This window comes from Spirosoma sp. KCTC 42546, from assembly GCF_006965485.1.
In the GTDB taxonomy this organism is placed as follows: Bacteria; Bacteroidota; Bacteroidia; order Cytophagales; family Spirosomataceae; genus Spirosoma.
The window spans coordinates 3,103,589-3,128,303 of record NZ_CP041360.1 but is presented as its reverse complement, the minus strand read 5'-3'; the positions used below and the strand labels follow the sequence as shown (position 1 = coordinate 3,128,303).

22 protein-coding genes are annotated in these 24,715 nt (G+C 48.7%); 11 read left to right on the top strand and 11 right to left on the bottom strand.

Annotated features, from left to right (window positions below; genetic code table 11):
* Window positions 1-173 precede the first annotated feature (173 nt).
* Window positions 174-2,243 carry a tetratricopeptide repeat-containing sensor histidine kinase gene (locus tag EXU85_RS12620; RefSeq protein WP_168207781.1) on the bottom strand — a complete coding sequence of 690 codons (2,070 nt, stop codon included), beginning with the start codon at window positions 2,241-2,243 and terminating at the stop codon, window positions 174-176.
* A gap of 307 nt (window positions 2,244-2,550) precedes the next feature.
* Here EXU85_RS12620 and EXU85_RS12615 point away from each other — a divergent pair, with 307 nt between their 5' ends.
* From EXU85_RS12615 to EXU85_RS12595, 5 genes are all read left to right on the top strand, one after another.
* On the top strand, window positions 2,551-4,248 hold the full coding sequence (locus EXU85_RS12615) for a trypsin-like peptidase domain-containing protein (RefSeq protein WP_142772421.1): 1,698 nt from the start codon (window positions 2,551-2,553) through the stop codon (window positions 4,246-4,248).
* Between the two features lie 110 nt (window positions 4,249-4,358).
* Window positions 4,359-5,555 (top strand): serine/threonine-protein kinase, encoded by a 1,197-nt coding sequence (locus EXU85_RS12610; RefSeq protein WP_142772420.1) that lies wholly within the window; start codon window positions 4,359-4,361, stop codon window positions 5,553-5,555.
* A gap of 12 nt (window positions 5,556-5,567) precedes the next feature.
* Window positions 5,568-6,506 (top strand): Stp1/IreP family PP2C-type Ser/Thr phosphatase, encoded by a 939-nt coding sequence (locus EXU85_RS12605; protein ID WP_142772419.1) that lies wholly within the window; start codon window positions 5,568-5,570, stop codon window positions 6,504-6,506.
* Between the two features lie 8 nt (window positions 6,507-6,514).
* Window positions 6,515-8,329 carry a serine/threonine-protein kinase gene (locus EXU85_RS12600; protein WP_168207780.1) on the top strand — a complete coding sequence of 605 codons (1,815 nt, stop codon included), beginning with the start codon at window positions 6,515-6,517 and terminating at the stop codon, window positions 8,327-8,329.
* Window positions 8,330-8,372: 43 nt separating this feature from the next.
* Window positions 8,373-9,014, top strand: coding sequence for an autotransporter outer membrane beta-barrel domain-containing protein (locus EXU85_RS12595; protein ID WP_142772417.1), 642 nt, complete (start codon window positions 8,373-8,375; stop codon window positions 9,012-9,014).
* A gap of 79 nt (window positions 9,015-9,093) precedes the next feature.
* On the opposite strand, the gene EXU85_RS12590 is transcribed toward EXU85_RS12595, so the two are convergent.
* The 4 genes from EXU85_RS12590 to EXU85_RS12575 form a co-directional block, all read right to left on the bottom strand.
* Window positions 9,094-9,597, bottom strand: a complete 504-nt coding sequence (locus EXU85_RS12590) for a methylated-DNA--[protein]-cysteine S-methyltransferase (protein ID WP_142772416.1) — start codon at window positions 9,595-9,597, stop codon at window positions 9,094-9,096.
* A gap of 2 nt (window positions 9,598-9,599) precedes the next feature.
* Window positions 9,600-10,094: an RDD family protein gene (locus tag EXU85_RS12585; RefSeq protein ID WP_142772415.1), complete on the bottom strand. Its 495-nt coding sequence runs from the start codon at window positions 10,092-10,094 to the stop codon at window positions 9,600-9,602.
* A gap of 127 nt (window positions 10,095-10,221) precedes the next feature.
* On the bottom strand, window positions 10,222-10,938 hold the full coding sequence (locus EXU85_RS12580) for a ferritin-like domain-containing protein (protein WP_142772414.1): 717 nt from the start codon (window positions 10,936-10,938) through the stop codon (window positions 10,222-10,224).
* Window positions 10,939-11,374: 436 nt separating this feature from the next.
* Window positions 11,375-12,610, bottom strand: a complete 1,236-nt coding sequence (locus tag EXU85_RS12575; RefSeq protein ID WP_142772413.1) for a sorbosone dehydrogenase family protein — start codon at window positions 12,608-12,610, stop codon at window positions 11,375-11,377.
* Between the two features lie 233 nt (window positions 12,611-12,843).
* On the opposite strand from EXU85_RS12575, the gene EXU85_RS12570 reads away from it, so the two are divergent.
* The 4 genes from EXU85_RS12570 to EXU85_RS12555 all read left to right on the top strand — a co-directional run bounded on the left by EXU85_RS12570 (window position 12,844) and on the right by EXU85_RS12555 (window position 18,349).
* Window positions 12,844-13,689 (top strand): serine O-acetyltransferase, encoded by an 846-nt coding sequence (locus tag EXU85_RS12570; protein ID WP_142772412.1) that lies wholly within the window; start codon window positions 12,844-12,846, stop codon window positions 13,687-13,689.
* Between the two features lie 115 nt (window positions 13,690-13,804).
* The gene (gene cysK, locus EXU85_RS12565; protein WP_142772411.1) at window positions 13,805-14,713 is read left to right on the top strand and encodes a cysteine synthase A; all 909 of its coding nucleotides are present in this window, start codon (window positions 13,805-13,807) and stop codon (window positions 14,711-14,713) included.
* A gap of 100 nt (window positions 14,714-14,813) precedes the next feature.
* Window positions 14,814-15,683, top strand: coding sequence for a YitT family protein (locus EXU85_RS12560; RefSeq protein WP_142772410.1), 870 nt, complete (start codon window positions 14,814-14,816; stop codon window positions 15,681-15,683).
* A 227-nt stretch (window positions 15,684-15,910) separates the two neighbouring features.
* Window positions 15,911-18,349, top strand: coding sequence for an outer membrane beta-barrel protein (locus tag EXU85_RS12555; RefSeq protein WP_142772409.1), 2,439 nt, complete (start codon window positions 15,911-15,913; stop codon window positions 18,347-18,349).
* Between the two features lie 28 nt (window positions 18,350-18,377).
* Here the strand turns inward: EXU85_RS12555 and EXU85_RS12550 are convergent, their stop codons facing one another.
* The 4 genes from EXU85_RS12550 to EXU85_RS12535 form a co-directional block, all read right to left on the bottom strand.
* On the bottom strand, window positions 18,378-19,241 hold the full coding sequence (locus EXU85_RS12550; protein ID WP_142772408.1) for an SDR family oxidoreductase: 864 nt from the start codon (window positions 19,239-19,241) through the stop codon (window positions 18,378-18,380).
* Entirely contained in the window at window positions 19,241-19,834 is a 594-nt protein-coding gene (locus EXU85_RS12545; protein ID WP_142772407.1) for a TetR/AcrR family transcriptional regulator, read from the bottom strand. Before EXU85_RS12545 ends, EXU85_RS12550 begins: the two co-directional genes overlap by 1 nt.
* Window positions 19,835-20,028: 194 nt before the next feature.
* On the bottom strand, window positions 20,029-20,796 hold the full coding sequence (locus EXU85_RS12540; protein WP_142772406.1) for a bifunctional 2-polyprenyl-6-hydroxyphenol methylase/3-demethylubiquinol 3-O-methyltransferase UbiG: 768 nt from the start codon (window positions 20,794-20,796) through the stop codon (window positions 20,029-20,031).
* 85 nt (window positions 20,797-20,881) lie between these two features.
* Window positions 20,882-21,349 carry a redoxin domain-containing protein gene (locus EXU85_RS12535; protein WP_142772405.1) on the bottom strand — a complete coding sequence of 156 codons (468 nt, stop codon included), beginning with the start codon at window positions 21,347-21,349 and terminating at the stop codon, window positions 20,882-20,884.
* Window positions 21,350-21,469: 120 nt separating this feature from the next.
* Between EXU85_RS12535 and EXU85_RS12530 the strand changes: the two genes are divergently transcribed.
* On the top strand, window positions 21,470-22,402 hold the full coding sequence (locus EXU85_RS12530) for an ROK family protein (protein ID WP_142772404.1): 933 nt from the start codon (window positions 21,470-21,472) through the stop codon (window positions 22,400-22,402).
* Between the two features lie 78 nt (window positions 22,403-22,480).
* Here the strand turns inward: EXU85_RS12530 and EXU85_RS12525 are convergent, their stop codons facing one another.
* Entirely contained in the window at window positions 22,481-23,224 is a 744-nt protein-coding gene (locus tag EXU85_RS12525) for an SOS response-associated peptidase (RefSeq protein WP_142772403.1), read from the bottom strand.
* Between the two features lie 108 nt (window positions 23,225-23,332).
* On the opposite strand from EXU85_RS12525, the gene EXU85_RS12520 reads away from it, so the two are divergent.
* Window positions 23,333-23,983: a pyridoxamine 5'-phosphate oxidase family protein gene (locus EXU85_RS12520; protein ID WP_142772402.1), complete on the top strand. Its 651-nt coding sequence runs from the start codon at window positions 23,333-23,335 to the stop codon at window positions 23,981-23,983.
* A 90-nt stretch (window positions 23,984-24,073) separates the two neighbouring features.
* On the opposite strand, the gene EXU85_RS12515 is transcribed toward EXU85_RS12520, so the two are convergent.
* A complete protein-coding gene (locus EXU85_RS12515; RefSeq protein ID WP_142772401.1) occupies window positions 24,074-24,613 on the bottom strand; it encodes a DUF1349 domain-containing protein in 540 nt (179 codons plus the stop codon).
* Window positions 24,614-24,715: the final 102 nt, after the last annotated feature.

Genomic DNA, 24,715 nt, shown 5'->3' with positions numbered 1-24,715 from the left:
GTAGTAAAGAGTTATAAACGAGATGTAAAAGTTTGTAAAACCACCGAAAACCTCGTCCATTGTCCTAAGTTGTCTGATTTAGATTCACACGAAATCCTGTCAATCAATTTCAAGCTGAGAGAGGCTCATTGCCTTCGTCCAACTCGACTTTGTAGATTGTACCCTGGGTAACCCTACACCGCAACCGGAATCTGAACATGTATACACGTTCCTCCCTGCGCCGGGTTCGATACCAGATAGGTGCCTCCCAGCCGCTCCAGGCGCGACTTAATGTTCTGTAACCCAAAGCCATCCTGATTCTTCTCCGGTTGCATCCCCTGACCGTCGTCCTGTACCGTCAGGGTTAGAAAGCCATTCCGTCGCGTTAACGAAATATCAGCCTGACGGGCTTTGGCGTGTTTCAGGATGTTGTTCACCAATTCGAGCGTGATCGTATAGAGATCATAGGCCGTGTTGCCTCGCACATCCTCTCCCGATTGGTCAACTTCTACCTGAAATCGGGTTCGGTTCTGAACGTTTAGGGTATCCGTTAACTTGACCAACGCTGCCTGGAGGCCCAATTTTTCGAGAATTTCGGGCATGAGATTGTGCGAAATAGACCGGATATCTTCATACACTTCGCCCATGTGATCAAGCAATCGGGCGTGCTCCCGGTGCTGCTCGGTATCGAACTGCGAGGTATCGAAGGCTTCGAACCGCCATTTCAGCGCTGATACTTTAGATGCAACACTATCGTGCAACTCACTGGCCACTCGTTTGCGTTCCAGCGTCTGTCCCCGGTATAAAGCCGCTTCAATTTCGGCGTTTTTCTGGGAGAGTTCCTCATTTCTGATCTTCAATCGGCGGTTATTCCAGAATACAAAACTGAGGACACCCGCAACCAGTAGTAACAAGGTAATGAGCAGGTTACGCGTCTGTTCCAGTTTGTCGTTTTCCAGCGATTGAATTCGTACTTCCTGTTGCGCCTGCTTCAACCGAACACCTTGTTGCTTTTTCTCGAAATCATAGGTCATGCTGGCCACAGTGGCTTTCTGCATGGCCTCTTCGTTCAGCATGGTATCGGCTTCGGCTTTGTACCACTTAAAATACCGTAGCGCTTTGGCGGGCTCTCCCAAATGATCGTAAGCTTCGGCCAGTTGGCGAACGTATTCCGTTCGTTCGGGGCGCATTTCTTTTACATCTTTAGTCCAGGCCAGTCCTGCCTGAGCGTACGGAATCACACGCCTGTACTGTTTTAGTGCCAGATAAATCTTACCGAAATTAGCCTGAGCATTATGTTCCAGCGCTTCCTGCGTTTTCTCTACAGTTTTTCGATAAATACCCTGCGATAATTGACTGTATTTAAGTGCTTTATCGAATTGTTTAAGTTCAATATACATTCGACCAACCGAGCCATAGGCCCTGGCCAGATGACTGGGCTGGTAAGGCGTCGTGTACGCTTTTATCTGCTGAAAAAACAATGCCAGAGCTTGGGTATAGTTGCCTTCTTTTTCAAGTATTTCGGCTTTTCGACTCAGGATAAACGTTCGGATCATGCCATCATTTAGTCGGTCGGCTACCTTTTCGGCTTCCGTAAAACAAGCCATCGCTTCGGTATACCGTCTGAGTTTTATATAGGCAGAACCCAGGTTGGGTAAAGTAGATCGGAGGCCTTTCCAATCCTGTATCGACTCCTGAATCCGTCGGGTATTGAGCCATAAGTTAATAGCTGCTACATAATTCCCTTCGCCCATCTTCATGATCGCCATTTCGTTGTGTACCTGCGCTTCCCATTTTTGATCGTGGGCTTGCTGGAACTTCTGTAATGCTTTGTCCAGCAAGTTTCTGGCTTCAGGAAGTTTGTCCATGATATTCTCATACAGTTGCGCCCTTCGCAGAAACACCTGTCCCTGCAAAGACAAATCATGGATGGCAATAGCCTGTTGTTGAGCCGAATCCAATTGCACATGAGCCGATCTGGTGTCCGACAGATAATCCGCTTCAATCCGGGCCAGTGCCAGCCGGGCGCGAATCTCACCCGTGGCGTAGTTGGTCTGCCTGGCTACGTGCATTGCCTGGTAAAGCATCTGGCGGGCCAGCGAGTCATAGCCATTCCACCACAGATTAGTTGCCAGCTCATGCATCGTTTTCACCCGATTACTGTCTAGAGGTAGCTTGGTTAGCTGGTTCCGTAACGAATCGATAGTTGGATTCTGGGCAACGGCTATTGTGCAGGTTAGAAAGAGGAATAGAACGTAGCGCATAACTAAAGAGCGAATGAGTGAAAGAGTAGATGAGCGAACGAGCGAAAGGGATAATGAGTGCTTGCTGGTTTTCGCACTTTCACTCATTTACTCATTCACTTATTCACTCATTCGCTATCCAAAGTAGTCATTTAACAAGCTCAATGACAAGGAGCTGGATCAAAATATAGGAAAACCTATAGATGAAAAATATAGGTTCGCCGGGAAGCAAATCAGGGCTTTCCCCGATTTCCCACCGACGGCCCATCCGCCAACTTTGTATCAGTCAAACGGCAATCACTTTTCACCCCAAGACATATACAAAATCATGGCAACTCTAGTCAATCGTTACGTCATCCGTCACTTAACCGGTAGCAAAGCAAATCAGGTCGAAGAGTTCGATTACAAGAAATACAACGAACTGAGCTTCGGCCGGGCCACCACCAATGTTATCCGATTCGATCCGGAACGCGACTCAGCCGTTTCCCGCGATCACGGCAAAATTGTCCGCGACCCTGGTAACGAGCTATCATTCAGTGTCGTAGACAACAACTCCCGAAACGGCATTTTCGTCAACAAGAGCCGCATCAGCAACTCCGCTCCTATTCAGCCTGGCGATGAAATTCAACTGGGTCAGGGCGGTCCTGTTTTCCAGTTCGATTTGAACCCTCGCCCTGCCGAACTAATGATGAGCACCCGCGTTGTCGACATTCCGTCGTTCAAACCAACGACAGAAATGAGCCTGGCCGAAACCCATAGCGGATCGAACGAAAGCGATATCGCAGTTCCGCACAAAGTTGGCCTTGGCAAACAAACCGTTGAGCGGATGATGATGACCGAGCGTCGGAAAACGAACAAGGGCGTGTTGCTGAGCGTAGCCGGTTTGCTGGTTGTATTATCAGGGCTGGGTTATGCCTTCAAAGACAAAATCAAGCCAGACACCAAAACCTATTATGTGAAAACGAAGGAGGTCATTCATGAGGGTGTCAAAGACAATAGCCTAAACGCCGAACAGATTGCTACTGCCAACACCAGCAAAGTTGTTTTCATTGAATTTGGCTACAAGCTAACGTATACTCCAACCGGCGACGACATTTACCACGAATACATGCCCGTAAAGCAGAAAGACGGAAGTGTAGTTAACGTGGCCATGTATATTGAAACGTCTTCGGGTAAAATTGAACCCTTGTTGGGTCTGAAGCGAAATGTGGCCGTTGGTAAGCCAATTGCCATGGCAGGAGCCAGTGGAACCGGCTTTGTTGTATCGCCCCAGGGGCATATTCTGACGAACCGACACGTAGCAGCCGCCTGGAATTCCTATTACAGCTTCCCGCAGGATGCCTTCCCTGGTATGTTGTTGGTAGAAGGGGCTAAAGGTTGGGAAATTAGCCCAACGCCAGTACAGGAATTCCGTTGGGTGCCCGGCGAAACCCAGTTCTTCGGCAAAAAGCCAATGTCAGGGAAAGTAATTGAAGGCGAGAACACCTACCTCGACGTTACCTTCAATAAGAACGAGCAACGGTTCCCAGCGCAGGGTAAGCCCATTGTTTCCTCGAAACACGATGTAGCCATTATTAAAATCGACCTGCCCGAAACGCTCACCCCGGTTAAACTGCGCGATGCCGACAAAGATATTGCTGTTGGTCAGCCGATCACGGTTATGGGCTACCCTGGCATTTCACCCGATGTTTTCGTAGGCGAGTATTCGTCTGACTTTGCCAACCGGAATCCTCAGGTCGTTAAAGTGCCCGATGTAACGGTCACACCGGGCAATATTGGCAAGATTCTGCGCGGACAGTCGGCCGGGAAAGCAGCCGCTTACTACAGCGAATTTGGTGACTACTACCAGCTTACAGCCAATGCAACGGGAGCAGGCAACAGTGGTGGGCCCGTATTTGACAAAGATGGTAACGCCATTGGTATATTCTCCGCCAGCACCAGCCGGGAAGATGCCACCCGAATCACCTTCGCAATCCCCATCAAATACGGTCTGGAGTTAATGGGCCGTCGGCAAGTGGTTGAATAATAACTGTTTAAAGTTTGTAGTTCGTAGTTTGAAGTTGGCTGACGCTTAATCAGGGTACCGTAACATCAAACTACGAACTTCAGACTCCAAACTATAAACTCCGTCTATCCATGCTACCCGCTCACTCCTACCTCCACCGCGTTGTTGCTGGCTACCGCCTGACCGATTACGTCGGTGCGGGGGGAATGGGGGAAGTGTTTAAAGCATGGAATCTGGAAACGGGTCGGCAGGCGGCCGTGAAAGTTTTATACCGACCTGAGTTTGCCGCCCGGTTCCGCAACGAAGCATCGCTCCAGGCATCTATTTCGCATCTCAATATTGCTGCCCTGTACGATGTCACGCTGATTGATGATCGCCCAGCGCTGGTTATCGAATGGATCGACGGACTATCCCTGGATGAGTTGATTCGACGGAGAGAACGACTGAGTAACGAAGAAGCAAGCCGGATCATCCGGCAAATTGCCAGGGCCGTTGCTTACCTGCATCAGATGGGCATTATACACCGGGATCTGAAACCATCAAATATTCGGATTCGCCCCGATGGTCAGGTTAAAGTACTTGATTTCGGAATTGCCAAAGGGCGCTATACTCCTCAGTTAACGAAGGTTGGACACGCCGTTGGAACGTCTGAATTTATGGCCCCCGAGCAGTTTCGGGCTCAGGTTGAACCAAAATCGGATGTTTGGGCCCTGGGTGTTCTGCTCTACGAAATGACAACGGGGCACCTGCCCTTCGACGAACGGAATCCGCTTCTTCTACGCCATCAAATTGACCATGGGCACTTCACCCGCCCGCTCTTACTTAACCCTACCCTTTCGCCGGAACTGGCATCCGTGATTACCCAATGCCTGCAAACAAATCCAGCCAAACGACCCAATGCCGCAGACATTGAATCAATCCTGGAAAAACCGGTTGAACAAGGATTTATTGCAGAAAACCTTTTCTCACTACCAGCCTTACCAACGCTCAACTGGCCCGTTACTATCCGGTACTGGCTGCTAGCCGGAGCCATCAGTATAGCTGGGATTACCTTCGTCAACCGCACTGTAACGAAGCCTGTAAAATCCGAAGAGACCGTTATCCAACCGCCTGAACAGTATGAACAGATTCGGGTCGAAGTACTCAACGCCGACTATGATCTTGAGCTTGTTATGCCCGATGGAAGCGTACAATCCAAAGAACCCTTTGTGGTAAAACGGACACCCGGCCAGCCACTTCCGATTACCATTCGGCACCTGGGAGCCGAGCAGCAGTTTATCATTGACCCCGAAGTACAGGACCTTTATCAGTGTTATTTTGACCGATAGCCCCCCGCGCTCATGAAAAATTTCTTTAACTGGCTATTCGGCAGCAACGATCCGGCCGCGCTTCCGGAAACCGCCGAATCGGTTGTTGAACAACCCACCAGCCCTGCGCCAACTGGAAGCTCACCAGTCGATGAAGTCAACGCCGTGGTGGTTTCTGATCTGGGCAATGTCCGGCAAAACAATGAAGATACCGGCCTGTTTGTCCGCCTGGCCGACGAAGGCCTTCGTCGGATTAAAGGCCATCTCCTGCTCGTAGCCGATGGCATGGGTGGGCATCTAGCCGGAGAGGTAGCCAGCCAAATGGCCGCCGAAATCGTGAACCGGGAATATTTTCAGCATTCTGAATCCATTGAGAAAAGTTTGTTACGAGCATTCCAGATGGCCAATCGGCAGATCTTCGATGAAGCCCGGCAGCACGATGCGTTTCGAGGCATGGGCACCACCTGCACAGCCATTGTGGTTCATGACCAGCAACTTTACTTCGCCCACGTTGGCGATAGCCGGGCCTACTTATTTAAAACGGGGCAGCTTATCCAGTTAACCCAGGATCATACCTATATCCAGGAGTTACTTCGGTCGGGCGAGATTACCCCCGAAGCCGCTGCCAGCCATCCAGAACGAAACGTGCTGACGCAGGCAATGGGTACCAAAGCCGATATTCGGGTGGATTTGGGACGATGTGTTCTGCCTTTCGATTCGGGCGACCGGCTGTTACTCTGCTCCGATGGTCTGTATGAATATTGCCTCGATGCCGATTTCATACAGGTATTGCAACAGGCCAACCTGCACGATGCCGCCGACGAATTAGTCAAACTAGCGAAGAACCGGGGCGGACACGACAATATAACCATTGTGCTTGCCGAGCGGGTCGTTTCCGATACCACAACGACCACCAAAGAAACCCGTGAAATCGACTTGCCCTTCACTCGTGATCTGGAACTACCTCAATGACAACCGCCATGCAACCAACTATGAAAGGCCGATTGATCCATCACTACCGCGTTGAATCGCTACTGGGCGAAGGCGGGATGGGGACCGTATATCAGGCCATTGATACGCATCTCGAACGACTTGTTGCGGTCAAGATGCTACACACTCATCTGGTTAACCAGACCTCGTTCATGGAGCGTTTCCGTAACGAAGCGCTGATTCTGGCCCGGCTCAACCACCCCAATATTGCTGTTGTGTATAATTTCCTGCAGGATGGTTCCGATTATTTCATGGCCATGGAGTACGTTGAAGGTGACAGCCTGGAAAGTCTGGTTCGAAAAACCGGCGCTTTACCCGCTTCGGTGGCCGCTGAGATCACCCGTCAGGGCTTGGAAGGGCTCGCCCATGCCCACCGGAAAGGCATTTTACACCGCGACATCAAGCCCGCCAACCTGATGCTTACGCCAGAAGGTAGCATCAAATTAATGGATTTCGGGATTGCCCGTGTAGTTGGCAACCAACGCCTGACGCAGGTCAACCGCATTGTGGGAACGCTGGAATACATGGCCCCAGAACTCGTTCAGGGAGAAGCGCCTTCACCTGCTTCGGACCTGTACGCTATGGGTATTCTGTTGTATGAATTACTCTCAGGAAAACTCCCTTTTGCCAGCAAAACGGATTATGCCCTGATGCAGGCAATTATCCGGGAGAAACCTATTGCCCTTCGGAAACTGAACGCGAATGTCCCGAAAGAGCTGGAAGCAATTGTCAATAAAGCCCTTGAGAAAAATCCGACCAAGCGGTTTGCCGATGCCAGGGAATTTCAAAAAGCACTTCAGCCGTTTTTTTCGCAGATACCCTCTCTCGATCCATCGTTATTGGTTTCTCCAAAGCCTGCACCCACTACGGATGTATTGAACATTCAGCCCGTCCGTAAAACGGTATTGCTCGAAACAACCGAGATTCAGCCAGAGCGAAAATCAACCAACAAATCACAGACTACAAGCTGGGTATCCGACAATTGGCAAACGCTCTTGGCAGGTATCTTCATCCTGATTGCCTTCGTCTTTATTGGGTTATTATTTTTCGACAGATCCGACGATACCCTATCAACGCATCAGGCTCAAACAGGCGTCACGAGTAACACCGTAGCATCCGGATTAGCCAAACAACCGGTAGAGCCAGCCACTACTACGGTGGCAGTAAACGAAACCCCATCCAACAAGCCCAGTACCATTGCCGTACCCGAGCCCAGGCAGGAGCAACCAGCTCCCGAGGAAAAGAAGGTTATTGGAAAGCAGCCCAAATCGGTCAGCCCTCGCCCCTATAGTAATAGCCCTGTCCTGGTTAAAAAGCCAGTCGCTGGATCACCGGAAATCCCTAAGCCCACTGAAACGCCAGCGAATCCAGGTACCCCAGCTACCCGATCGGAGCCAGCACCTGAAGCCATAATTCCTAAATCTACCGTCACCCACAAATCCATTGCCATCCGACGTCTACGGGTAAATCTGGCTCTGGTTGATGGACTTTCATCAGATGGTTCTCAGGAAGGTCAGTCCATCCGCTTTCGGGTCACTGAGCCAGTGATGAGCGATGGCGAAGTGGTCATTCAAAGCGGAGCAACGGCATATGGCGAAATAAGTCGGATCAAACGGGCCGATGGCGATGTGTTCCGCAAGAAAAACCTACTTGAATTTCGGATTACGGCTGTTGAAGCGGTGAATGGTAAACGCATTGCCCTTCGGTCGGCTACGTTCAGCGACGAGGCAAAAGGACAAGCGGTACTGTTCCGGTCCGGGCAAACATTTGAAGTCCGAACCGGCGACGATGTCCTGAATTTCTAAGAACCCTTATTACTACATCCCCTCACTTAATAGCTTGATTATCATGAAATCCATCCGATTTTCATTCCTTTTCTTCGTTGTAAGTTTATTCGTATCGAACAGCCTATGGGCGCAGACGATCCGCCAGAAATCGACTACCGAAGGGCTCAGTTTTACGTTACAGGGGCATTACCTGGGCTGGTCCTCAGATCATTTTCAATATTTAGACGAGAATGCTGGCAGCGGACCGGGTATTGGTGGCCGGATAGGATATGGTTTTAATCAACGGCTCGACGTCTTCGCCCAGTACGATATTGCCTTCCTGGACGCAACCAAAATAGCTGGAAAGTCTTTCCATTTTTCCCACGCAACAGCCGGTCTGCGTTTTAATTTTTCGACAACGACCCAGGCCTTACGCCCCTTTGCTGAACTGGGTTACGCCTATCAAACAGGTAAGGCAGACCTGGTACTTAATGGAAACGGCGGGCGCGACAATATTTTATTTAAGGGTGGTGCTTTACATGTTGGAGCAGGTCTTAATTACTTTGTCTCGTTACCGGTTGCGATAACACTAAACGGAAGCTTACAGGCAGGCGCAAAATCACCCGTTTATGTAACCGGTGTCAATTATTTCGATGAAAAGGCCGATGTAATGGCGTTTCGCATCTCGTTGGGTGTGGTCGTGTATTTGAGTGAGTTGTTTTGAAAATGGAACGCTGATGACGCAGATTGAGCAGATTGATTAGGATAAAATCATTTTTAATCCATTCATCAGCGTTCTATTCTTAGAACAACGATAACTGGCTCGACTTGGCGAAAGCTCCTTCATGTTCCAGAAGCCACTGTTTGCGCCATAGGCCACCCGCATAACCTGTTAATGAGCCATCGGAACCAATGATGCGGTGGCAGGGCACTACAATCCAGAGTGGATTCCGGCCATTGGCAGCGGCTACTGCCCGGATCGCTTTTTCATCGCCAATCCGGCGGGACAGTGCCAGATAAGATTGTGTTGTGCCGAACGGTACATCCAGCAAAGCCTGCCAAACCGTTTGCTGAAAAGTGGTTCCTGATGGATTCAACGGAAAATCAAACGTTTGACGGCTTCCTGCGAAATAATCTTTTAGTTGCTGAACAGCCGCCTGAACTGGTTCTACAAGGGGAGAGATCGACTGGATTTCAGGGGTTATTTCCTGGACTGAACTATCGGTGCAGGAAATAACCGCAACGCCTTTTTCATCGCCGGAGACACGCACTAAACCAAGGGGTGATTCAAAAACAACAGTTACCATGACTATTCCGGTATGTTTCGAAGCGACTGATCCAACGTTAACGCAGGTAAATCATCAACAACCATAGTATGCGCCATCCGGTCATGCATACCAATGGGCGCGGCCTGAAAAAAGGTTAACCCATCGAATGGGATTAGGCGGGCAAAATTACGCTCTAAACAAGTCTTAACATCAGGCTTATTCCCCTCCTGATCCACAACCTTCGTTTTAGTTATGATCTTTCCAGGCGTCTTGCCCAACCATATTTCGAAAGCAAGGTAATAGATCACAAAAAGTAATGAACTCAGGACCTGATTAAGTATTGGGTGGATACGACCCAGCGAGTCAAGGAATTCAGGACTAATCAGGGCAATGGCAGTACCAAGCGTACCGAAAATGATATAGAAAAATACCGTGTCAATCAGCAGATTTGCCAGCCGGTTTGTCCAGCGGGTAGGCTTTAGGGGCTGCGCTAAAAGCTCACTGGCATCAAGTAGGTCTCGAGATGGGCTGTCCATTGGGGTAAAACGTGCAGGTTAAATACGGCCCATAAAAAAGATGAATTTTCGGCACATCTCAACGAATTGAGGGCCCGAAAATTCATCTTTTTATTATTGAATCAACCAGTCTACTTCTAATGAACTATTAGATGCCCGATGTGCCAGCCAATGGTGTACTGGTATTACCACTATAAGTCGTACCCGTTGAGTTACTGCTTCTGGTCGGGTCATCGTAGCGAGTCCCATCCGGATTAACTACGCCCCATTTGTTAAAGTCATCCGCGTCATCATCATTCCGGTAAGATGATCCGCTATCTTCCGACGAAGCCCGGCTGTTAACGAATGACTCGGCTAGTGTCGTTAACTTTTTATCGGCATTTTTCTCTTCGTTCAAGGTTTGTTCCAGTAGCCGCGCAGCCTGCTGATAGCCAAGAACCTGTGCCAGCGTAACAGCCGAACCGTACGAAGCAATTTCGTGATGCTCCACTTTCTGTCCAGCTATGATCAAACCGGCATCACGTGTCAATGAGCCAGAATCGGTATTCGAAACAACCCGTTGCGCATCGTCTACCAATCCATCAATAGCGTCGCAGGAGCCCTCTTCGGCATCTACCCCAATGCTACTGAATACCTGCTCCAGTCGGGCTACATGGTTCCGGGTTTCCTCCTGATGATGCAAAAAAGCATTCCGCACTTCGTCGGTTGTGGATGCATCGGCTTGCTCGCCCAGTGCATCTACAGCCTGTTTTTCAGCATAATAAATGTCCTTGAGTTCATTAACAAACAAACCCTTGAGGCCTTCCTGCGTTTCCGTGTCCGTGCCTCCGAAAAAGTTAGCGATGCGTTCTCCAAACGTTGCCATGATTACTGTGGTTTTGAGTTAACTAAATTGGTTTTGTCTTCTCAGTATGCCATTTTCGGACCAACACCTGATAGTCTGGCATTTACGACTTTTCGTACCCTAGTTGTGTTTCAATTTCTCTACAGGTTCTGTAGATTATCAACACTAAATCCACGAACACCAAGTTTAGGAAGCGTAGACTAAGTTTAACAATTACATAATAGTAGTCGTTGGCGATTGGCTCCGATAGGGTCAAATGTTTATAGTAAAACCTCATTTCTACAAACATCTGACCCCGTCGGGGTCACACTAGAGGGACGTGAGACTTAGATAATTCAACAGATTAATTTTTTATATCTTAACCACAGAGGTATCGAGAATACTGAGTACTAAAAATCAACCTTCTAGTATTCAGTATTCTCGATACCTCTGTGGTTAACTAGTAACTATTCGCTTTTCAGTTATTGGCCATCAGTTTAAGAATCTTGCCCCCGCCGTATTCACAGAGATAAAGCTCATTTTTCTGATCTTCGCCGAAGGCCGAAATAGCGCCTGCTCCCGAAACAAGTTCCTGGTTCGTAGCCGATTTTGTACCATTGGGTGTTAACGCCCAAACACGGCCGCTGGCATAATCGGCATAGATATACTTCCCGCGCAAGTCCGGATTTGTCGAACCACGGTAAACAACGCCACCCGTGATCGATACGTCGCCATTGCTGTGTGAATATTGCCAGATGGGCGCGATCAGCTCAGCCGCATTCGCGTTGTCTTTTGTGTTGTAGTTGGCATTCCCTTCTTTTAGGCGCCAGCCGTAGTTCCCACCTTTCGTAACGATATCTACTTCTTCGATGGCGTTCTGACCAACATCACCTACCCACAGTTGACCTTTCTCATCGAAACTGATCCGCCATGGATTCCGAAGGCCATAGGCAAAAATCTCTTCGCGGTAACCATTGGTGTTGCCTTTAAATGGATTATCCTTCGGGATACCATATTGACCTTTGTCGGTGCTATTTACATCAACGCGTAGGATTTTCCCTAACCAGCTACTCCGGTTCTGTCCGTTATTCTGTGGATCTCCCCCGCTTCCGCCATCACCCGTTGACACATATAGGTACCCATCGGGCCCAAACAGGACTTTGCCGCCGTTGTGGTTGGAATAAGGCTGATCAAACCGAAATAGAATTACTTCCGAACCGGGGTCAACCGTTGACGCATTGGCTGAGGATGCCTTGAATCGACTTACAATGGTTTCGCGAGGATTACTTTTCGTATAGTTGACATAGAAAAAGCCATTTTGCTTAAAATCGGGATGAAAGGCCAGGCCCAGCAATCCCATTTCTCCACCCGATGCCACCTTCGAACGTATGTCTAAATAGATCCCCGCCGAAGCCGTATTGGCGTCGTTTTCAACTACCCGTATCCGCCCGGCCTGCTCCACGACGAACACTCGATTGGTGCCATCATTCGCATACGTATACTCAACCGGTGAGTCGAAGGTCAATTTTGGATAGGCATTAACAACTTTTACCAGCGCGGTGCCGGACATACTGCCAGTCGAATCAGCAACAATAGCATCGGCCTGTTTTGCGGGCTGACAAGCTATTGCGACGATCCAGGAGACGCCCGATGTAGCTATCAGTGAAATGACAAACGTGACGATGGTTTTACTAAACATGAGGATTCCTTTCATTAGTTTCTAAAATTTATCCTGCAAATCAGACTCCAATTGGTATCGGCGAACTTTGCGGCCCGCATTTTGTTCCAAAATCATAGAATCTGTTTGTGTTAGATTCCAACTTTGTTCGTTTAACAACTAGTCCCTCAGGGTCGTGTTTCTACAGAACGGGGTGCAGATTCTACTATAGTCTATCTTAAAAACTAACAACTAGTAGTGACATTTGATTTACTAAGCAACAAAACACCATGACCACGGCGACCAATACCCTCCTTGACCACCTTCAGGCTCAGCGTTCACACTATCGCTACAAACTTCCCTCCCGGCCTGACGCCGGACGATTTATTGACCAGTTAATGCGGTTGCTGTTCCCGGTCACGCAGGATTGTAAGTCGATTTCGCAGCACGTAGAAGAGACGTATCAGAGTTTACATGAGCAACTGACGAACCTCCTGTGCCCACTGGAAAAAAACCTATCCGAAAACCCCGCTGAAATTACAGAGCGTTTTTTCGATCAGCTACCATTTATTTACGATAGCCTGCTACTGGATGCGCATGCCATTGTCGATAATGATCCGGCTTCGGTTGGTATTGAAGAAGTGGTAGCGGTTTATCCGGGATTTTATGCCATCTCGGTCTATCGAATTGCCCATGAATTACTGAAACTCAATGTACCCCTCCTGCCCCGGATGCTCACTGAATATGCGCATGGCCAGACGGGGATCGATATTCACCCCGGTGCCCAGATTGGTCAGTCATTTTTCATTGACCACGGTACAGGTGTTGTTATCGGCGAAACCACGGTTATTGGGAATAACGTAAAAATCTATCAGGGTGTAACCCTCGGTGCTACCCACGTTGCCAAGTCGATGGCGCAGAAAAAACGTCACCCAACCATCGAAAATAACGTTGTCATTTATGCAAATGCCACAATTTTAGGTGGCCATACCATTGTGGGTCACGACTCGGTTATCGGCGGTAACGTCTGGTTAACGAGTAGCGTTGAAGCCCACTCTCTCGTGTTCCACCAGCACCAGACCGAAGTCCGGATAAAGTCGCTGGAGTCTGTTGAACCAATCAATTTTGTCATCTAGTGTAGTGGAGTGAGTGAACTAGGTGTAGTGAGTGGAGTAAGGCTAGTAGAAGAACGGCTACACTTACTCCACCTACTTTACTTACTCCACTCATTCCCCTCTTAACTAACCACCAATGAAAGCTACTACTATTCTCGATACCATCGGCCAAACGCCCTGCGTGCGTATTAACCGTTTATTTCCGGGCTACGAAGTCTGGACCAAGCTGGAACGAGCCAACCCTGGCGCAAGCATCAAAGACCGGATTGCACTGGCCATGATTGAAGACGCTGAAGCCAAGGGCCTGCTTACGTCTGACAGCACCATTATTGAGCCTACATCCGGCAATACGGGCATTGGTCTGGCCATGGTAGCTGCCGTAAAAGGGTACAAGATCATTCTGGTCATGCCCGAGTCGATGAGTATTGAACGCCGGAAAATCATGGCTGCCTACGGCGCTGAATTTGATTTGACACCCCGCGAGAAAGGGATGAAAGGGGCTATCGAACGCGCTCATGAACTGGTAGCACAAACACCAGGGGCGTGGATGCCCCAGCAATTCGAGAACCAGGCCAACATCGATGTCCATGTGCGTACCACAGCCGAAGAAATTCTGGCTGACTTTCCTGAGGGGTTCGATGTACTGATTACCGGCGTAGGCACTGGTGGCCATATTACCGGCGTAGGGCAGGTTCTTAAACAGAAATTCCCTGCGCTAAAAATCTATGCCGTTGAGCCTGAATTGTCGCCCGTCATAAGCGGAGGAGCTCCGGGCCCACACCCAATTCAGGGTATTGGAGCGGGCTTTATTCCCAGGAACCTTCATACCGACCTGCTGGATGGCACCATTCAGGTAAGCAAAGACGACGCATACGAAATGGCACGTCGGTCGGCAAAAGAAGAGGGTATATTCGTAGGTGTTTCCTCAGGAGCTTCCCTGGCAGCCGTTGCCAAAAAACTACCCGACATTGCCCCCGGCAGTCGGATTTTAACCTTCTGTTATGATACCGGTGAGCGGTATTTATCAATAGAAGGGTTATATTAGGACTAAAGTGAAGTAGGTGGAGTAAGTTAAGTGGGGATAAAGTAGTACCTACTCCACCTACTTCACTCACTCCACTACTTCACTACACTCAACGTTCACTATGATTCGACAAACCGCTGCTTTCAGAACTATTAAAGATACAAGTTTCATTATTGCTGGGGTACTCAGTGCAGGCATGGGTATCAAAGGGTTCCTAACATCAAGCCATTTTATCGACGGGGGTGTTACAGGTGTCTCTATGTTATTGGCCACACTGGTTAAGGTGCCTCTGCCCATTTGGCTCCTGCTGATCAATCTTCCGTTTATTGGCTTAGGGTATCGGCAATTTGGCCGTCAGTTCGCCGTAAAAAGTACCGTAGCGATTGCCGGGCTTTCGCTCAGTCTGGCCGTAATTCCCTATCCCGACGTTACGCCCGATTTTCTATTGACAGCTGTTTTTGGAGGTTTCTTTATCGGTGCCGGAATTGGACTGGCTATGCGGGGTGGTGCCGTGCTGGACGGCACTGAAATTGCTGCTTTGCTCATTAGCCGGAGTAGTCCTATTTTAAAAGTGAGCGATGTTATTTTGGTACTTAATGTGCTCATCTTCGGGGCTGCGGCCTTCTTTCTGGGCATTAACCCTGCTCTTTATTCGATGATCACGTACTTCGCGGCATCTAAAACCGTCGACTTTGTCATTCACGGTATTGAAGAATACACGGCTATTCTTATCATCTCCAAAAACCCTGAGCCCATCCGGGAACAGATTATAGCAAAAGGCTGGGGAATTACGATTCTAAAAGGGCAGGGCGGCTATGGGAAACATGGCAGTCATCAGGATATTGCCACCGTTTTGTATACGGTAATCACCCGCTTAGAAATCAGCCGACTGCGCACTATAGTTTTGGAAATCGACCCAAACGCATTCATTATTCAGCACAGTGTTGATGACGTAGCCGGTGGAAAAGTAAAGAGCCTGCCTATGCATTAAGTTCATTGTGATTAGTTAACAAGGGTTGTCAGGGGTAGTCAAGTTATTGATCTTCAATAGCTGACCATCCAAGGCAACCCTTGACAGTTAAAGACAGTAGTTGATCCGACTCATAACTCCCCGCTGATACTCATTTTTGCCCGTTTATGGAGAATTGCCGTGCTGGATTAGCTTTTAGTGTCTTTGGTCTGACATTAATTTCCTCAGCAACCTAAACGTAATTCGACATGACGTACTCTTTACGCGCCAGTCTTCTCTGCATTATATTCGTTTTTATAAGTGTTTCAGCCGTTGCGAAATCCGGACCCATTCTATCTGGAATTATACGTGATCCAGCAGGGACAACCGTTGAATTTGCCACCGTTGCCTTGCACCGGGCTGCTGATTCGGTCGTCGTAAAAACAGAGTTTAGTGATGCCACTGGGAAATTTCGATTTGAGCAGCTATCGGCTGGAGACTATTTCGTGTCTGCATCACAGGTAGGTTTCGAACGGGTTCAAACGGCTCCCTTTGCCATTTCTTCAACCGACCAAACGTTGGCTCCTATCCAGCTAAAGTCTAGTAACAAAACTCAGTTAAAGGAAGTAACCGTACAGGCACGCAAACCTCTTTTCGAACGTGAAGCCGACCGCATTGTGGTGAATGTAGATGGTAGTCCACTCAGTGCCGGGGCAACCTCACTGGAAGTTCTTAGTCGTTCGCCGGGAGTTACGGTTGACCAAAATGACAACCTGGCGCTCCGGGGCAAACAAGGCGTACTGGTACTGATCGACGGCAAACGAGTGCCCATGACCGGTGCTGAATTGGGTGAGATGCTACGGTCGCTGCCAGCCAATTCTATTGAGAAAATTGAACTTATTACCAACCCACCGGCCAAATACGACGCGGCTGGCAGTGCGGGTATTATTGCCATTAAACTCAAAAAAGACGGTCGCCAGGGTACAAATGGGAGTGTTAATGCGAGCTATGGATACGGCAAATACGGCAAATTCACGAGTGGTATTTCGTTGAATCACCGTCACAAAAAGCTGAACGTTTTCGGCAACTATACGTATAGTGACCGTAATCAATACAGCCAACTAGCTTTCCACCGGGATTTCTACCAGAACAATCAACTTACCGGCAGCAGCAACCAGGACAATCAGGGCAAAACCCATTGGGCCTCCAATACCTACCGCGCTGGCCTGGACTATACGTTATCAAAACGCACAACACTGGGGGCGGTTGTTAATGGGCTAGCTAACCATGCCGAAGCGTCGATACCAAACACGACCCAGACATTTAATGAGTTAGGAAAACTGCAAGTCAATTATCAGTCCGCAAACCATCGGACCCTGGCCACCCCGAACGTAGCGGCCAATCTGAATCTTAAACATAGCTTTGACTCAACAGGTCGTAGCGAACTGACTGTCGATGCCGATTTTGCTCATTATGAAATCCATAGAAGCCAAAACTTAGCTACCACGTTTATTATTCCCGTTCAAGCGCCGACGGTATTGGAAGGTAAAGTGAAGGGCGGCCTGAATATTAGCTCCTTCAAAGCCGATTATGTGCACACGTTTCAAAATAAAACACGACTTGAAGGAGGAGTAAAGGTCAGTTGGGTTCATTCCGATAACGACGTGTTATTTACCACTATCAATGACGGCCTGGCGGTGGTCGACACCGGAAAAAGTAATCAATTTCGGTACGACGAAAACATTAACGCGGCCTATCTGAATCTAACTAAGTCCTTTAAAAAAACCTCGGTTCAACTAGGACTGCGTGGCGAGCAAACGAACGCTACAGGTTTACAGGTGATTGGCAACAGTGGTTTCGAGCGACATTATTTCCAGCTTTTCCCTAGTGTATTCGTCAAGCAGACGCTGTCCAAAACGCAGGACATCAGTTTATCGCTTAGCCGCCGGATCGACCGCCCGACCTATAACCAGCTTAATCCGTTTCGGGCCTATATCGACGCCACCACCTATTTTTCGGGTAACCCATCGCTCTTTCCGCAGTTGAGTTATAACATCGAACTGACGCACACCTTTAAGCAGAAGTTCATGACATCAATCAGTTACAGCCGTACCGATCAACCCATTATCAGTGTCGTTCAACCAGCACCGGAGGGGAATCGACAGGCAGTTTCTACTTTCCAGAACCTAACCCGTTCAGATTACTTTGGTTTAACGTTGACTGTTCCCGTTCAACCTGCTACCTGGTGGACAATGGACAATAATCTGGTGGCCTTTTACAACCAATTTGTTGGTGAGCTGGCGGGCACTTCTCTAAACCAGGGCTTGCCTGCTTTTACCATCAACACAACCAACACGTTCACACTGGGTCGGGGCTGGGCAGCCGACCTGACTGGAAACTACCAATCCCGACAACTGTATGGCTTCCTGGACATTAAGCCCCTAGGCCAACTCAATATTGGGCTGCAAAAAACGATGTGGGGCAAGAAAGGTACATTAAAGCTGAATATGACCGATATATTTTATAGCAGCCCGTTGCATGCTACGTCTACTTACGCCAACTACGTTGAACAGTTCAATCAACGGCAGGATACACGAATCGCTACGGCTTCGCTCACCTATCGGTTTGGCAGCGATACCGTTCCACAATCACGTCGACGGACGGGCGGTGCCGAAGACGAAAAACGCCGGGCAGGTGGAGCGTCGTAAAACTAATTACAGTTCGTGTGATGAATGCTTAACTATTTCCAGCAAACTGTTCCAGTGTTATGGTGGGTTTGCCCAAGTCGTCCCAGGTAGTTTGGGCTTCGAAGGTTTCGGGGTAGTTATTCAGTGCTTCGGTAATGTGCCAGCCATAGTCGGCCTGGGCGGAAAATGGTCGGCCTAGCTGCATCAGGAACGGCGGAGTCGTTACAATCCGTAGTTTTTCGTTTCGATAAGCAGTCGCAAATCGCTCGGCCGCTTCATGTTGTGTCATGGCTTCTGGCCCCTGAATCACATATTCCTGATTTTGGCCATTCTGCGCAAGCTGGAACGCCCGAACCACCTGTTTCCCGTAGTCCTGAGCCGCTATGTACATTGGGCGCACGGCAGAACGGCCAACCAGCAGGATAAAACGGCCCATGCGTTGCGTGCCGTTTAGCGATTCCATGAAACAGGATGGGTAAAAAATACTGAAGGAAATTCCAGATGCTTTAATGCGTTGTACAGCTTCCTGTTTCACATCAAATACCCACCAGTTGAAGCCATGCATGCCCTGATAGCGCATGATGATGGACGACAGATAGCCAATCCGTCGGACACCGGCACGTTGGGCTGACTGAATCAGATTAGTTACTCCTTCTCCTTCTGTATGAAAATCGGCTTGCTTTTCGTCTTGTCTGATTGATAAATTCAGGTAGACAACATCTATACCACGTAGGGCATCGACTAAGCCTGTGGTGTTACGAAGGTCGCCAGAGACGACCTCAGCGGCAGGAAATAGTGCTTTCGTTTTGGCAACATCACGCACTATAATCCGAACAGAAAAACCGGCTTCGATCAGTTCGTGCGCAACGGGTTGCCCAAGCATGCCCGTTGCGCCAATTATAGCAATTCGCATTAGCGCAAATCACGCACGAACCGACGCATCGTTTCGCGATAGACTTGCTCCGACTGATCGAGTGGCTGCTCATCTTTAAGCAGCATCGACAATGTAATCATACCGTGAGACACGGACCACCACTGAAAATACAACCGCTTAATGCTCTCCTCCGCTTTAGGAATAAAGGAGAAAATCGTCTTGCAAACAATTCGGCTAACCGCCTGCATTGTTTCGGATTGATAAACAGGGATTGTACAAAAAGCACCGTCTAAATTATACATTACCTGATAAATTTCCGGATTCTCACGGGCAAACTCCCATTGCACAAGTGAGATTTCGTACAGGCGTTTTTCGGGATCGCGGTAAAGGCTTAAAATACGATCATATTCCCGATATAAGTGGCTGAAACCCTCATTCCGAATTTCATCTAACAGCACATCTTTGCTGTCGAAGTATTCATACACTATTGGGGCACTATATTCAATTGCATCAGCTATTTTACGAATTGAAACAGCTTGCCATCCTTCCCGGCGGGCAATGGACTTTGCCGTTTTTACGATGCCGGAGCGAGTTTGCTCCCGACTACGAGGTTTGCGTTCAATAGTTTCCATAGGTAGGTTATTACGCTTCAGTTAACGGTGTTAAACTGGCTGAAAACTACATATTTATGATTGCATTATCTACAGTTGATGTGAATTTCCTAAAAAAACTCCAATTATCTCTTATACGGTTAGTATATCGCTCAACCCTATAGATTAAAGACCATCCTTTTTAACTATTTGTCAAATTATTTTCAATTCGGTAATCATACACGCTCCACAAGTAACCAGACAGCGTCATCACCAAGTTCGTACGTATCGCCGTCTACGGTTCCATAACAATCAATTACGCGAAAACCTGCCTCAGAAAACAATTGCCCGAGTTCAGCCAACGTATACACATAATGCTGGGCGGTACGTGTCTGTATTTCTCCACCTTTTACATAGGTCAGATGCGAGTCAATCCGGCTGTGTAAGGGGCTGTATTCATTTTCTACCAAAAACAGGATCGATTCACCAGCAGCATCCTCAACGGGTTGCCAGTTACGGGCCTGATAATCGGGTAGAACAGACTCTGCCACCATTTCTGTATGTACCAAAAAACGGCCACCCGGTTTCAGCAACGTAGCAATACGGGTCAGGAAAACCAGCATATCCGGACGGGGAAAGAAACTAAAGCTGTTGCCCAGACAATAGGCGGCATCGAACGAAGCAACATTCCCCAGGCTATTTTCAGGCATCGTCAGAAAATCGCTGGCGATTGCCGTTATGGGCAGTTTCTCAGCAGTGGCTACAGCATCAAGTTCCGCAATATAATCGGACGAAATATCGATACCGGTTACGCGGGCACCCATTCGGGCAAGTGGCAGTGCATGACGACCATAGCCACAGAATACATCCAGCAATCGATCGTCCGGGCCAAACTCAAGCGTTTCAACCAATAATTCGAGGTCGAGATGGGTCTGTTCCTCCGTTTGGGCCGCTTTCCAGGCATCCTGCGGCAGCCCATGAAAAAAGTTATGATACCAGGCCATTTCTTAAGTGAAGAATGAAGAGTGAAAAGTGAAGAATAGACTTATAGCGTCAGATTGTTCTTCACTTTTCATTCTTCACTCTTCATTACTTTAGTGAAATTAACGTTTCCTGTACAGCCTTAAAGTTGGGGACATCGCCCGCACTTTCGAGCACTTCGGCATATTGAATGACGCCTGTTGAATCAACGACGAAAGCCGACCGCTTACTAACGCCTTTCAGATTCATGGTAAACGTTTCGTAATAGGTATCATAGGCTTGTGATACCTCTTTGTTGAAATCAGAGAGTAGGTCGAACGGCAGTTTTTGGTCTTCTTTAAATTTAGCCAGCGTAAAGGGCGAATCGACGGAAATACCAACTACTTCTGCGTTCAGGTCTGCATACGTGCTGATGTTGTCGCGCATTTCGCAAAGTTCAGCCGTACACACACTGGTGAAGGCCATAGGAAAAAATAGTATGATCAGGTTCTTACCCTGAAAATCATGCAGTGAAACTTCGTTCCGAGCCGTATTAAACAGGGTAAAATCAGGGGCTGTTTGACCGATAGAAAGCATAGAAATAGATCGTTGAAATGACGCTTAATAAGATTTTAACCGTAAAGCTACACGGGGAAACGAATTAAATTGTAAATCGTATTTTCTAATCGGACCGGCGATCCGGTCACTCAGTCGTGTATGAAATCTTATTGGGGTATTGATCTGGGAGGCACCAAAATTGAAGGCGTTGTCCTGTCAGCTCCCTCTCCCGACGCCGTCGTTATCCGCAAGCGAATTGATACTGAAGCCCACAACGGCTATGAACACATTCTAAGTCAGATTGTCCGGCTCATTGATATGCTCAAAGCCGAAACAGGACTTCAACCTGAGCGAGTTGGTTTTGCTACACCCGGCACATTCGATCCCGCCCGGCAAGCCATGAAAAACTGTAACACAACCGTTTTGAATGGAAAACCGATGAAACAGGATTTAGGTCGTTTGTTAGGTTTACCCGTTGAAATAGCCAACGATGCCAACTGTCTGGCTCTTGCCGAAGCAACTATGGGCATCGTACCCGACGTAGTACCTGATTACCAGACGGTCTTTGGGGTTATCATGGGTACGGGTGTAGGTGGCGGCATTGTTGTACGGAGTATGCAGTCTCAACCCTATGGTCGCCCATTTGTCCTGAATGGTCTTCAGGGGCTTGGGGGCGAATGGGGCCACAATACGCTGGAAGAGAACGGTTATCCGTGCTACTGTGGTAAACGTGGCTGCGTGGAGCAGGTTATATCCGGTCCGGCCCTCCAGCGCTACTACCAACAGGTAAGTAAGGAAGAACGGACGATGCAGGAAATTATGGAGCGGTACCATCAGGGCAACGATCTGGTTGCCAGTCAGGCCGTTAATCGATTACTGGAATATTTTGGTCGCGGCATATCCGTTATTATCAACATTCTCGATCCAGATGCCATTGTGCTGGGCGGTGGACTCGGCAATGTTGACCTTCTATACACGGAAGGGTTCGAACGAGCCCGGAAATACGTATTCAATAGCCGCGAACTAAACACACGCATCCTCAAGCCAAAACTAGGCGACAGTGCCGGTGTATTTGGGGCCGCGATGCTGTAGGGCGCGGAGCCTGGTACGGGGAGCAAGGTATTCTGAAGCTTCCCTGCTCCGCGCACCAGGCTCCCTGCACCTTGCTTATCAGGCAAATAATTGAGGACTATCGCTCAATTCCGGATAAGTAGATGGAGCCGTTACCTCCGGAACATCGCTGGGCTCGCTTCGCGAGGTTATGCGCTTGCTGATGCTATAACTATGCATTTTACTTGCCGGATATTGCTTTTCCAATAACGCTAAAGCGTCAGCTTCGCTCAGGTCATCGTGCAGCCAGGCCTGTTCAGCAGCCTTCGTTAACACACAGGGCATTCGCTTCTTTGTATTATGAATAGCCGCCAACAACGGATTGGCTTCGGTTGTGAGGAGTGTGTAGGTTTGCGAGAGTTCACCCGTTTCCGGATCGGCCCATTCATCCCAAAGTCCGGCAATGGACGCAATTTTCTGGTCACTTGCTGTGATATAAAACGGGAATTTTTTACTTCCCATCGTATACCACTCATAAAACCCCGTTACCGGAATCAGGCAGCGTTTTCCGGCCTGTGCTGCTGAGCGAAATGAGGGCTTTTCGTAAATCGTTTCTGAGCGGGCATTAATGGTTTTGGTCCGTATATCAGCCGCATTGTCATTCGTTTTGGTCCATCGTGGAATAAGCCCCCAATGCATCATCTGAAATCGACCGGGTTCCTGGTGCGTTACAACTGGCCAGGCAGGGAACTGATAAGCATTGGCATGGTATACGGGTTGAAAATGGGCCGAAGCAGGCAGGGCAGCATCGTAGCGCTCTTCAAGTTGGCTGGCCGTAACGGCCAGCGATTTATGGAAACACATAAGGTAGATAAGTTTACGGGTTAACTTCCACGAAGCATACCAATTAAACAAATAAATTCACCCCAGGGTTACCCCAACAGGTATATAAAGTAAAAACCTATTCCATGTATGAGTGAGTTGCCTAAGCAGTCAGAGAAACAAGCCCAGCCCAGTCTTCCCGGTACCCTTGCCGATCTGGAACAAACCAGTTGGCACCAACTTATAGCTGCTTGCGAACAAGAGCAGGGTCAGTCGATCGGTTCAGGATTCAAACTCATGACGGTGGCTACGTCAACATCCCGCGGGGCCGACGCCCGCATGGTGGTGCTACGTCGGGCCGATGCAGAGCATAAATATGTCTGGTTCTACACGGATGCGCGGTCCGAAAAAGTACTGCAACTGGAAGCCTTCCCTACGGCAACGCTACTCCTGTGGGATTCCAAGCTGCAGATTCAACTCCGGCTTATTGTTGAAACCCGGCTCCATACCAACGATTATGTAGCCGATGATCATTGGGAAAAACTTTGGGCTGGCGGACGTAAATCCTATCTGTCCGAGCAAATACCGGGCACTGAACAATCTCACCCCTACCCTGGTTTTCCCGAAAATCTGGCTGGTAATCTGCCTTCAGTCGAAGAGAGTGAAGCCGGACGAAAAAACTTCGCCGTGATTGAGTGTCGGGTATTAGCCATGGAATATCTGTGCTTAAACCGAACTGGTCAAACGCGAGCTTGTTTTCAGTACGAACCCGAGTCTAAGATGGTGTGGCTTGCACCGTAAATTTAAGTTAAGTGGAGTATGTGTAGTGGTGGAGTAAGTGGTTCACAGGATCGACAACTGCACTAACTGCATTTTGCTTATTCCACCAAATCATAAGATCGACAAAACCGAAAACTGCTCGAATGTCGCATTGAACCCTCCACCGTCGGGAGCAGCTGCCATGGGGCCAATTTGTACGGGAACATCTGCTGGAAAGTAAGCTAACCGCAACATCTGGTACGTAAAATCATCGAACGAATAATCAATACGAACCGAGTCATACTGCCGGGTGAGCCGAACGTAAACAGACTCTGGATTATGAGGTTGCGGGCAGACCGACCAATCTGAGAACTCCCGCGTAACCACCGCACTAACCTGCTGTTGCTCATCGACAAACTCGATTCCCGTTTTGATCCAGTTCCGGTCATCGAGTCGGATCATCAGCCCAGCCTGATCATATTGATTTTTGTATTGGCCTGTCACTTTCACACTCGCCACAAAATCGCCAGCCAGCTCCCGGTAATAGAAATGTCCGGTATCGCGAACAAAATCATAGTGGGTCACCCGCCAGAAATCCGTATCCCCTTCAACCCGCATATGCAGCCAGTCTTTCTCCTCCGACCAGATTGCCGGTTTATTGAACCACATCATACGCTTCTCTTTTGGGCGAAAGTATAAAAAAATCAGTGGGTATCGTTGCGTTGATCAAGCCTCAAAAAAATAAACGAACAACAGCTTGAACCGACTAGCGTC

Coding starts and splice junctions, on each gene's coding strand:
- EXU85_RS12585 (WP_142772415.1), bottom strand. CDS start 10,094: ATGGACAGCCCATCTCGAGACCTACTTGATGCCAGTGAGCTTTTAGCG.
- EXU85_RS12590 (WP_142772416.1), bottom strand. CDS start 9,597: ATGGTAACTGTTGTTTTTGAATCACCCCTTGGTTTAGTGCGTGTCTCC.
- EXU85_RS12550 (WP_142772408.1), bottom strand. CDS start 19,241: ATGCGAATTGCTATAATTGGCGCAACGGGCATGCTTGGGCAACCCGTT.
- EXU85_RS12600 (WP_168207780.1), top strand. CDS start 6,515: ATGCAACCAACTATGAAAGGCCGATTGATCCATCACTACCGCGTTGAA.
- EXU85_RS12610 (WP_142772420.1), top strand. CDS start 4,359: ATGCTACCCGCTCACTCCTACCTCCACCGCGTTGTTGCTGGCTACCGC.
- EXU85_RS12525 (WP_142772403.1), bottom strand. CDS start 23,224: ATGTGTTTCCATAAATCGCTGGCCGTTACGGCCAGCCAACTTGAAGAG.
- EXU85_RS12595 (WP_142772417.1), top strand. CDS start 8,373: ATGAAATCCATCCGATTTTCATTCCTTTTCTTCGTTGTAAGTTTATTC.
- EXU85_RS12615 (WP_142772421.1), top strand. CDS start 2,551: ATGGCAACTCTAGTCAATCGTTACGTCATCCGTCACTTAACCGGTAGC.
- EXU85_RS12575 (WP_142772413.1), bottom strand. CDS start 12,610: ATGAAAGGAATCCTCATGTTTAGTAAAACCATCGTCACGTTTGTCATT.
- EXU85_RS12535 (WP_142772405.1), bottom strand. CDS start 21,349: ATGCTTTCTATCGGTCAAACAGCCCCTGATTTTACCCTGTTTAATACG.
- EXU85_RS12545 (WP_142772407.1), bottom strand. CDS start 19,834: ATGGAAACTATTGAACGCAAACCTCGTAGTCGGGAGCAAACTCGCTCC.
- EXU85_RS12560 (WP_142772410.1), top strand. CDS start 14,814: ATGATTCGACAAACCGCTGCTTTCAGAACTATTAAAGATACAAGTTTC.
- EXU85_RS12605 (WP_142772419.1), top strand. CDS start 5,568: ATGAAAAATTTCTTTAACTGGCTATTCGGCAGCAACGATCCGGCCGCG.
- EXU85_RS12540 (WP_142772406.1), bottom strand. CDS start 20,796: ATGGCCTGGTATCATAACTTTTTTCATGGGCTGCCGCAGGATGCCTGG.
- cysK (WP_142772411.1), top strand. CDS start 13,805: ATGAAAGCTACTACTATTCTCGATACCATCGGCCAAACGCCCTGCGTG.
- EXU85_RS12555 (WP_142772409.1), top strand. CDS start 15,911: ATGACGTACTCTTTACGCGCCAGTCTTCTCTGCATTATATTCGTTTTT.
- EXU85_RS12570 (WP_142772412.1), top strand. CDS start 12,844: ATGACCACGGCGACCAATACCCTCCTTGACCACCTTCAGGCTCAGCGT.
- EXU85_RS12580 (WP_142772414.1), bottom strand. CDS start 10,938: ATGGCAACGTTTGGAGAACGCATCGCTAACTTTTTCGGAGGCACGGAC.
- EXU85_RS12620 (WP_168207781.1), bottom strand. CDS start 2,243: ATGCGCTACGTTCTATTCCTCTTTCTAACCTGCACAATAGCCGTTGCC.
- EXU85_RS12515 (WP_142772401.1), bottom strand. CDS start 24,613: ATGATGTGGTTCAATAAACCGGCAATCTGGTCGGAGGAGAAAGACTGG.
- EXU85_RS12530 (WP_142772404.1), top strand. CDS start 21,470: ATGAAATCTTATTGGGGTATTGATCTGGGAGGCACCAAAATTGAAGGC.
- EXU85_RS12520 (WP_142772402.1), top strand. CDS start 23,333: ATGAGTGAGTTGCCTAAGCAGTCAGAGAAACAAGCCCAGCCCAGTCTT.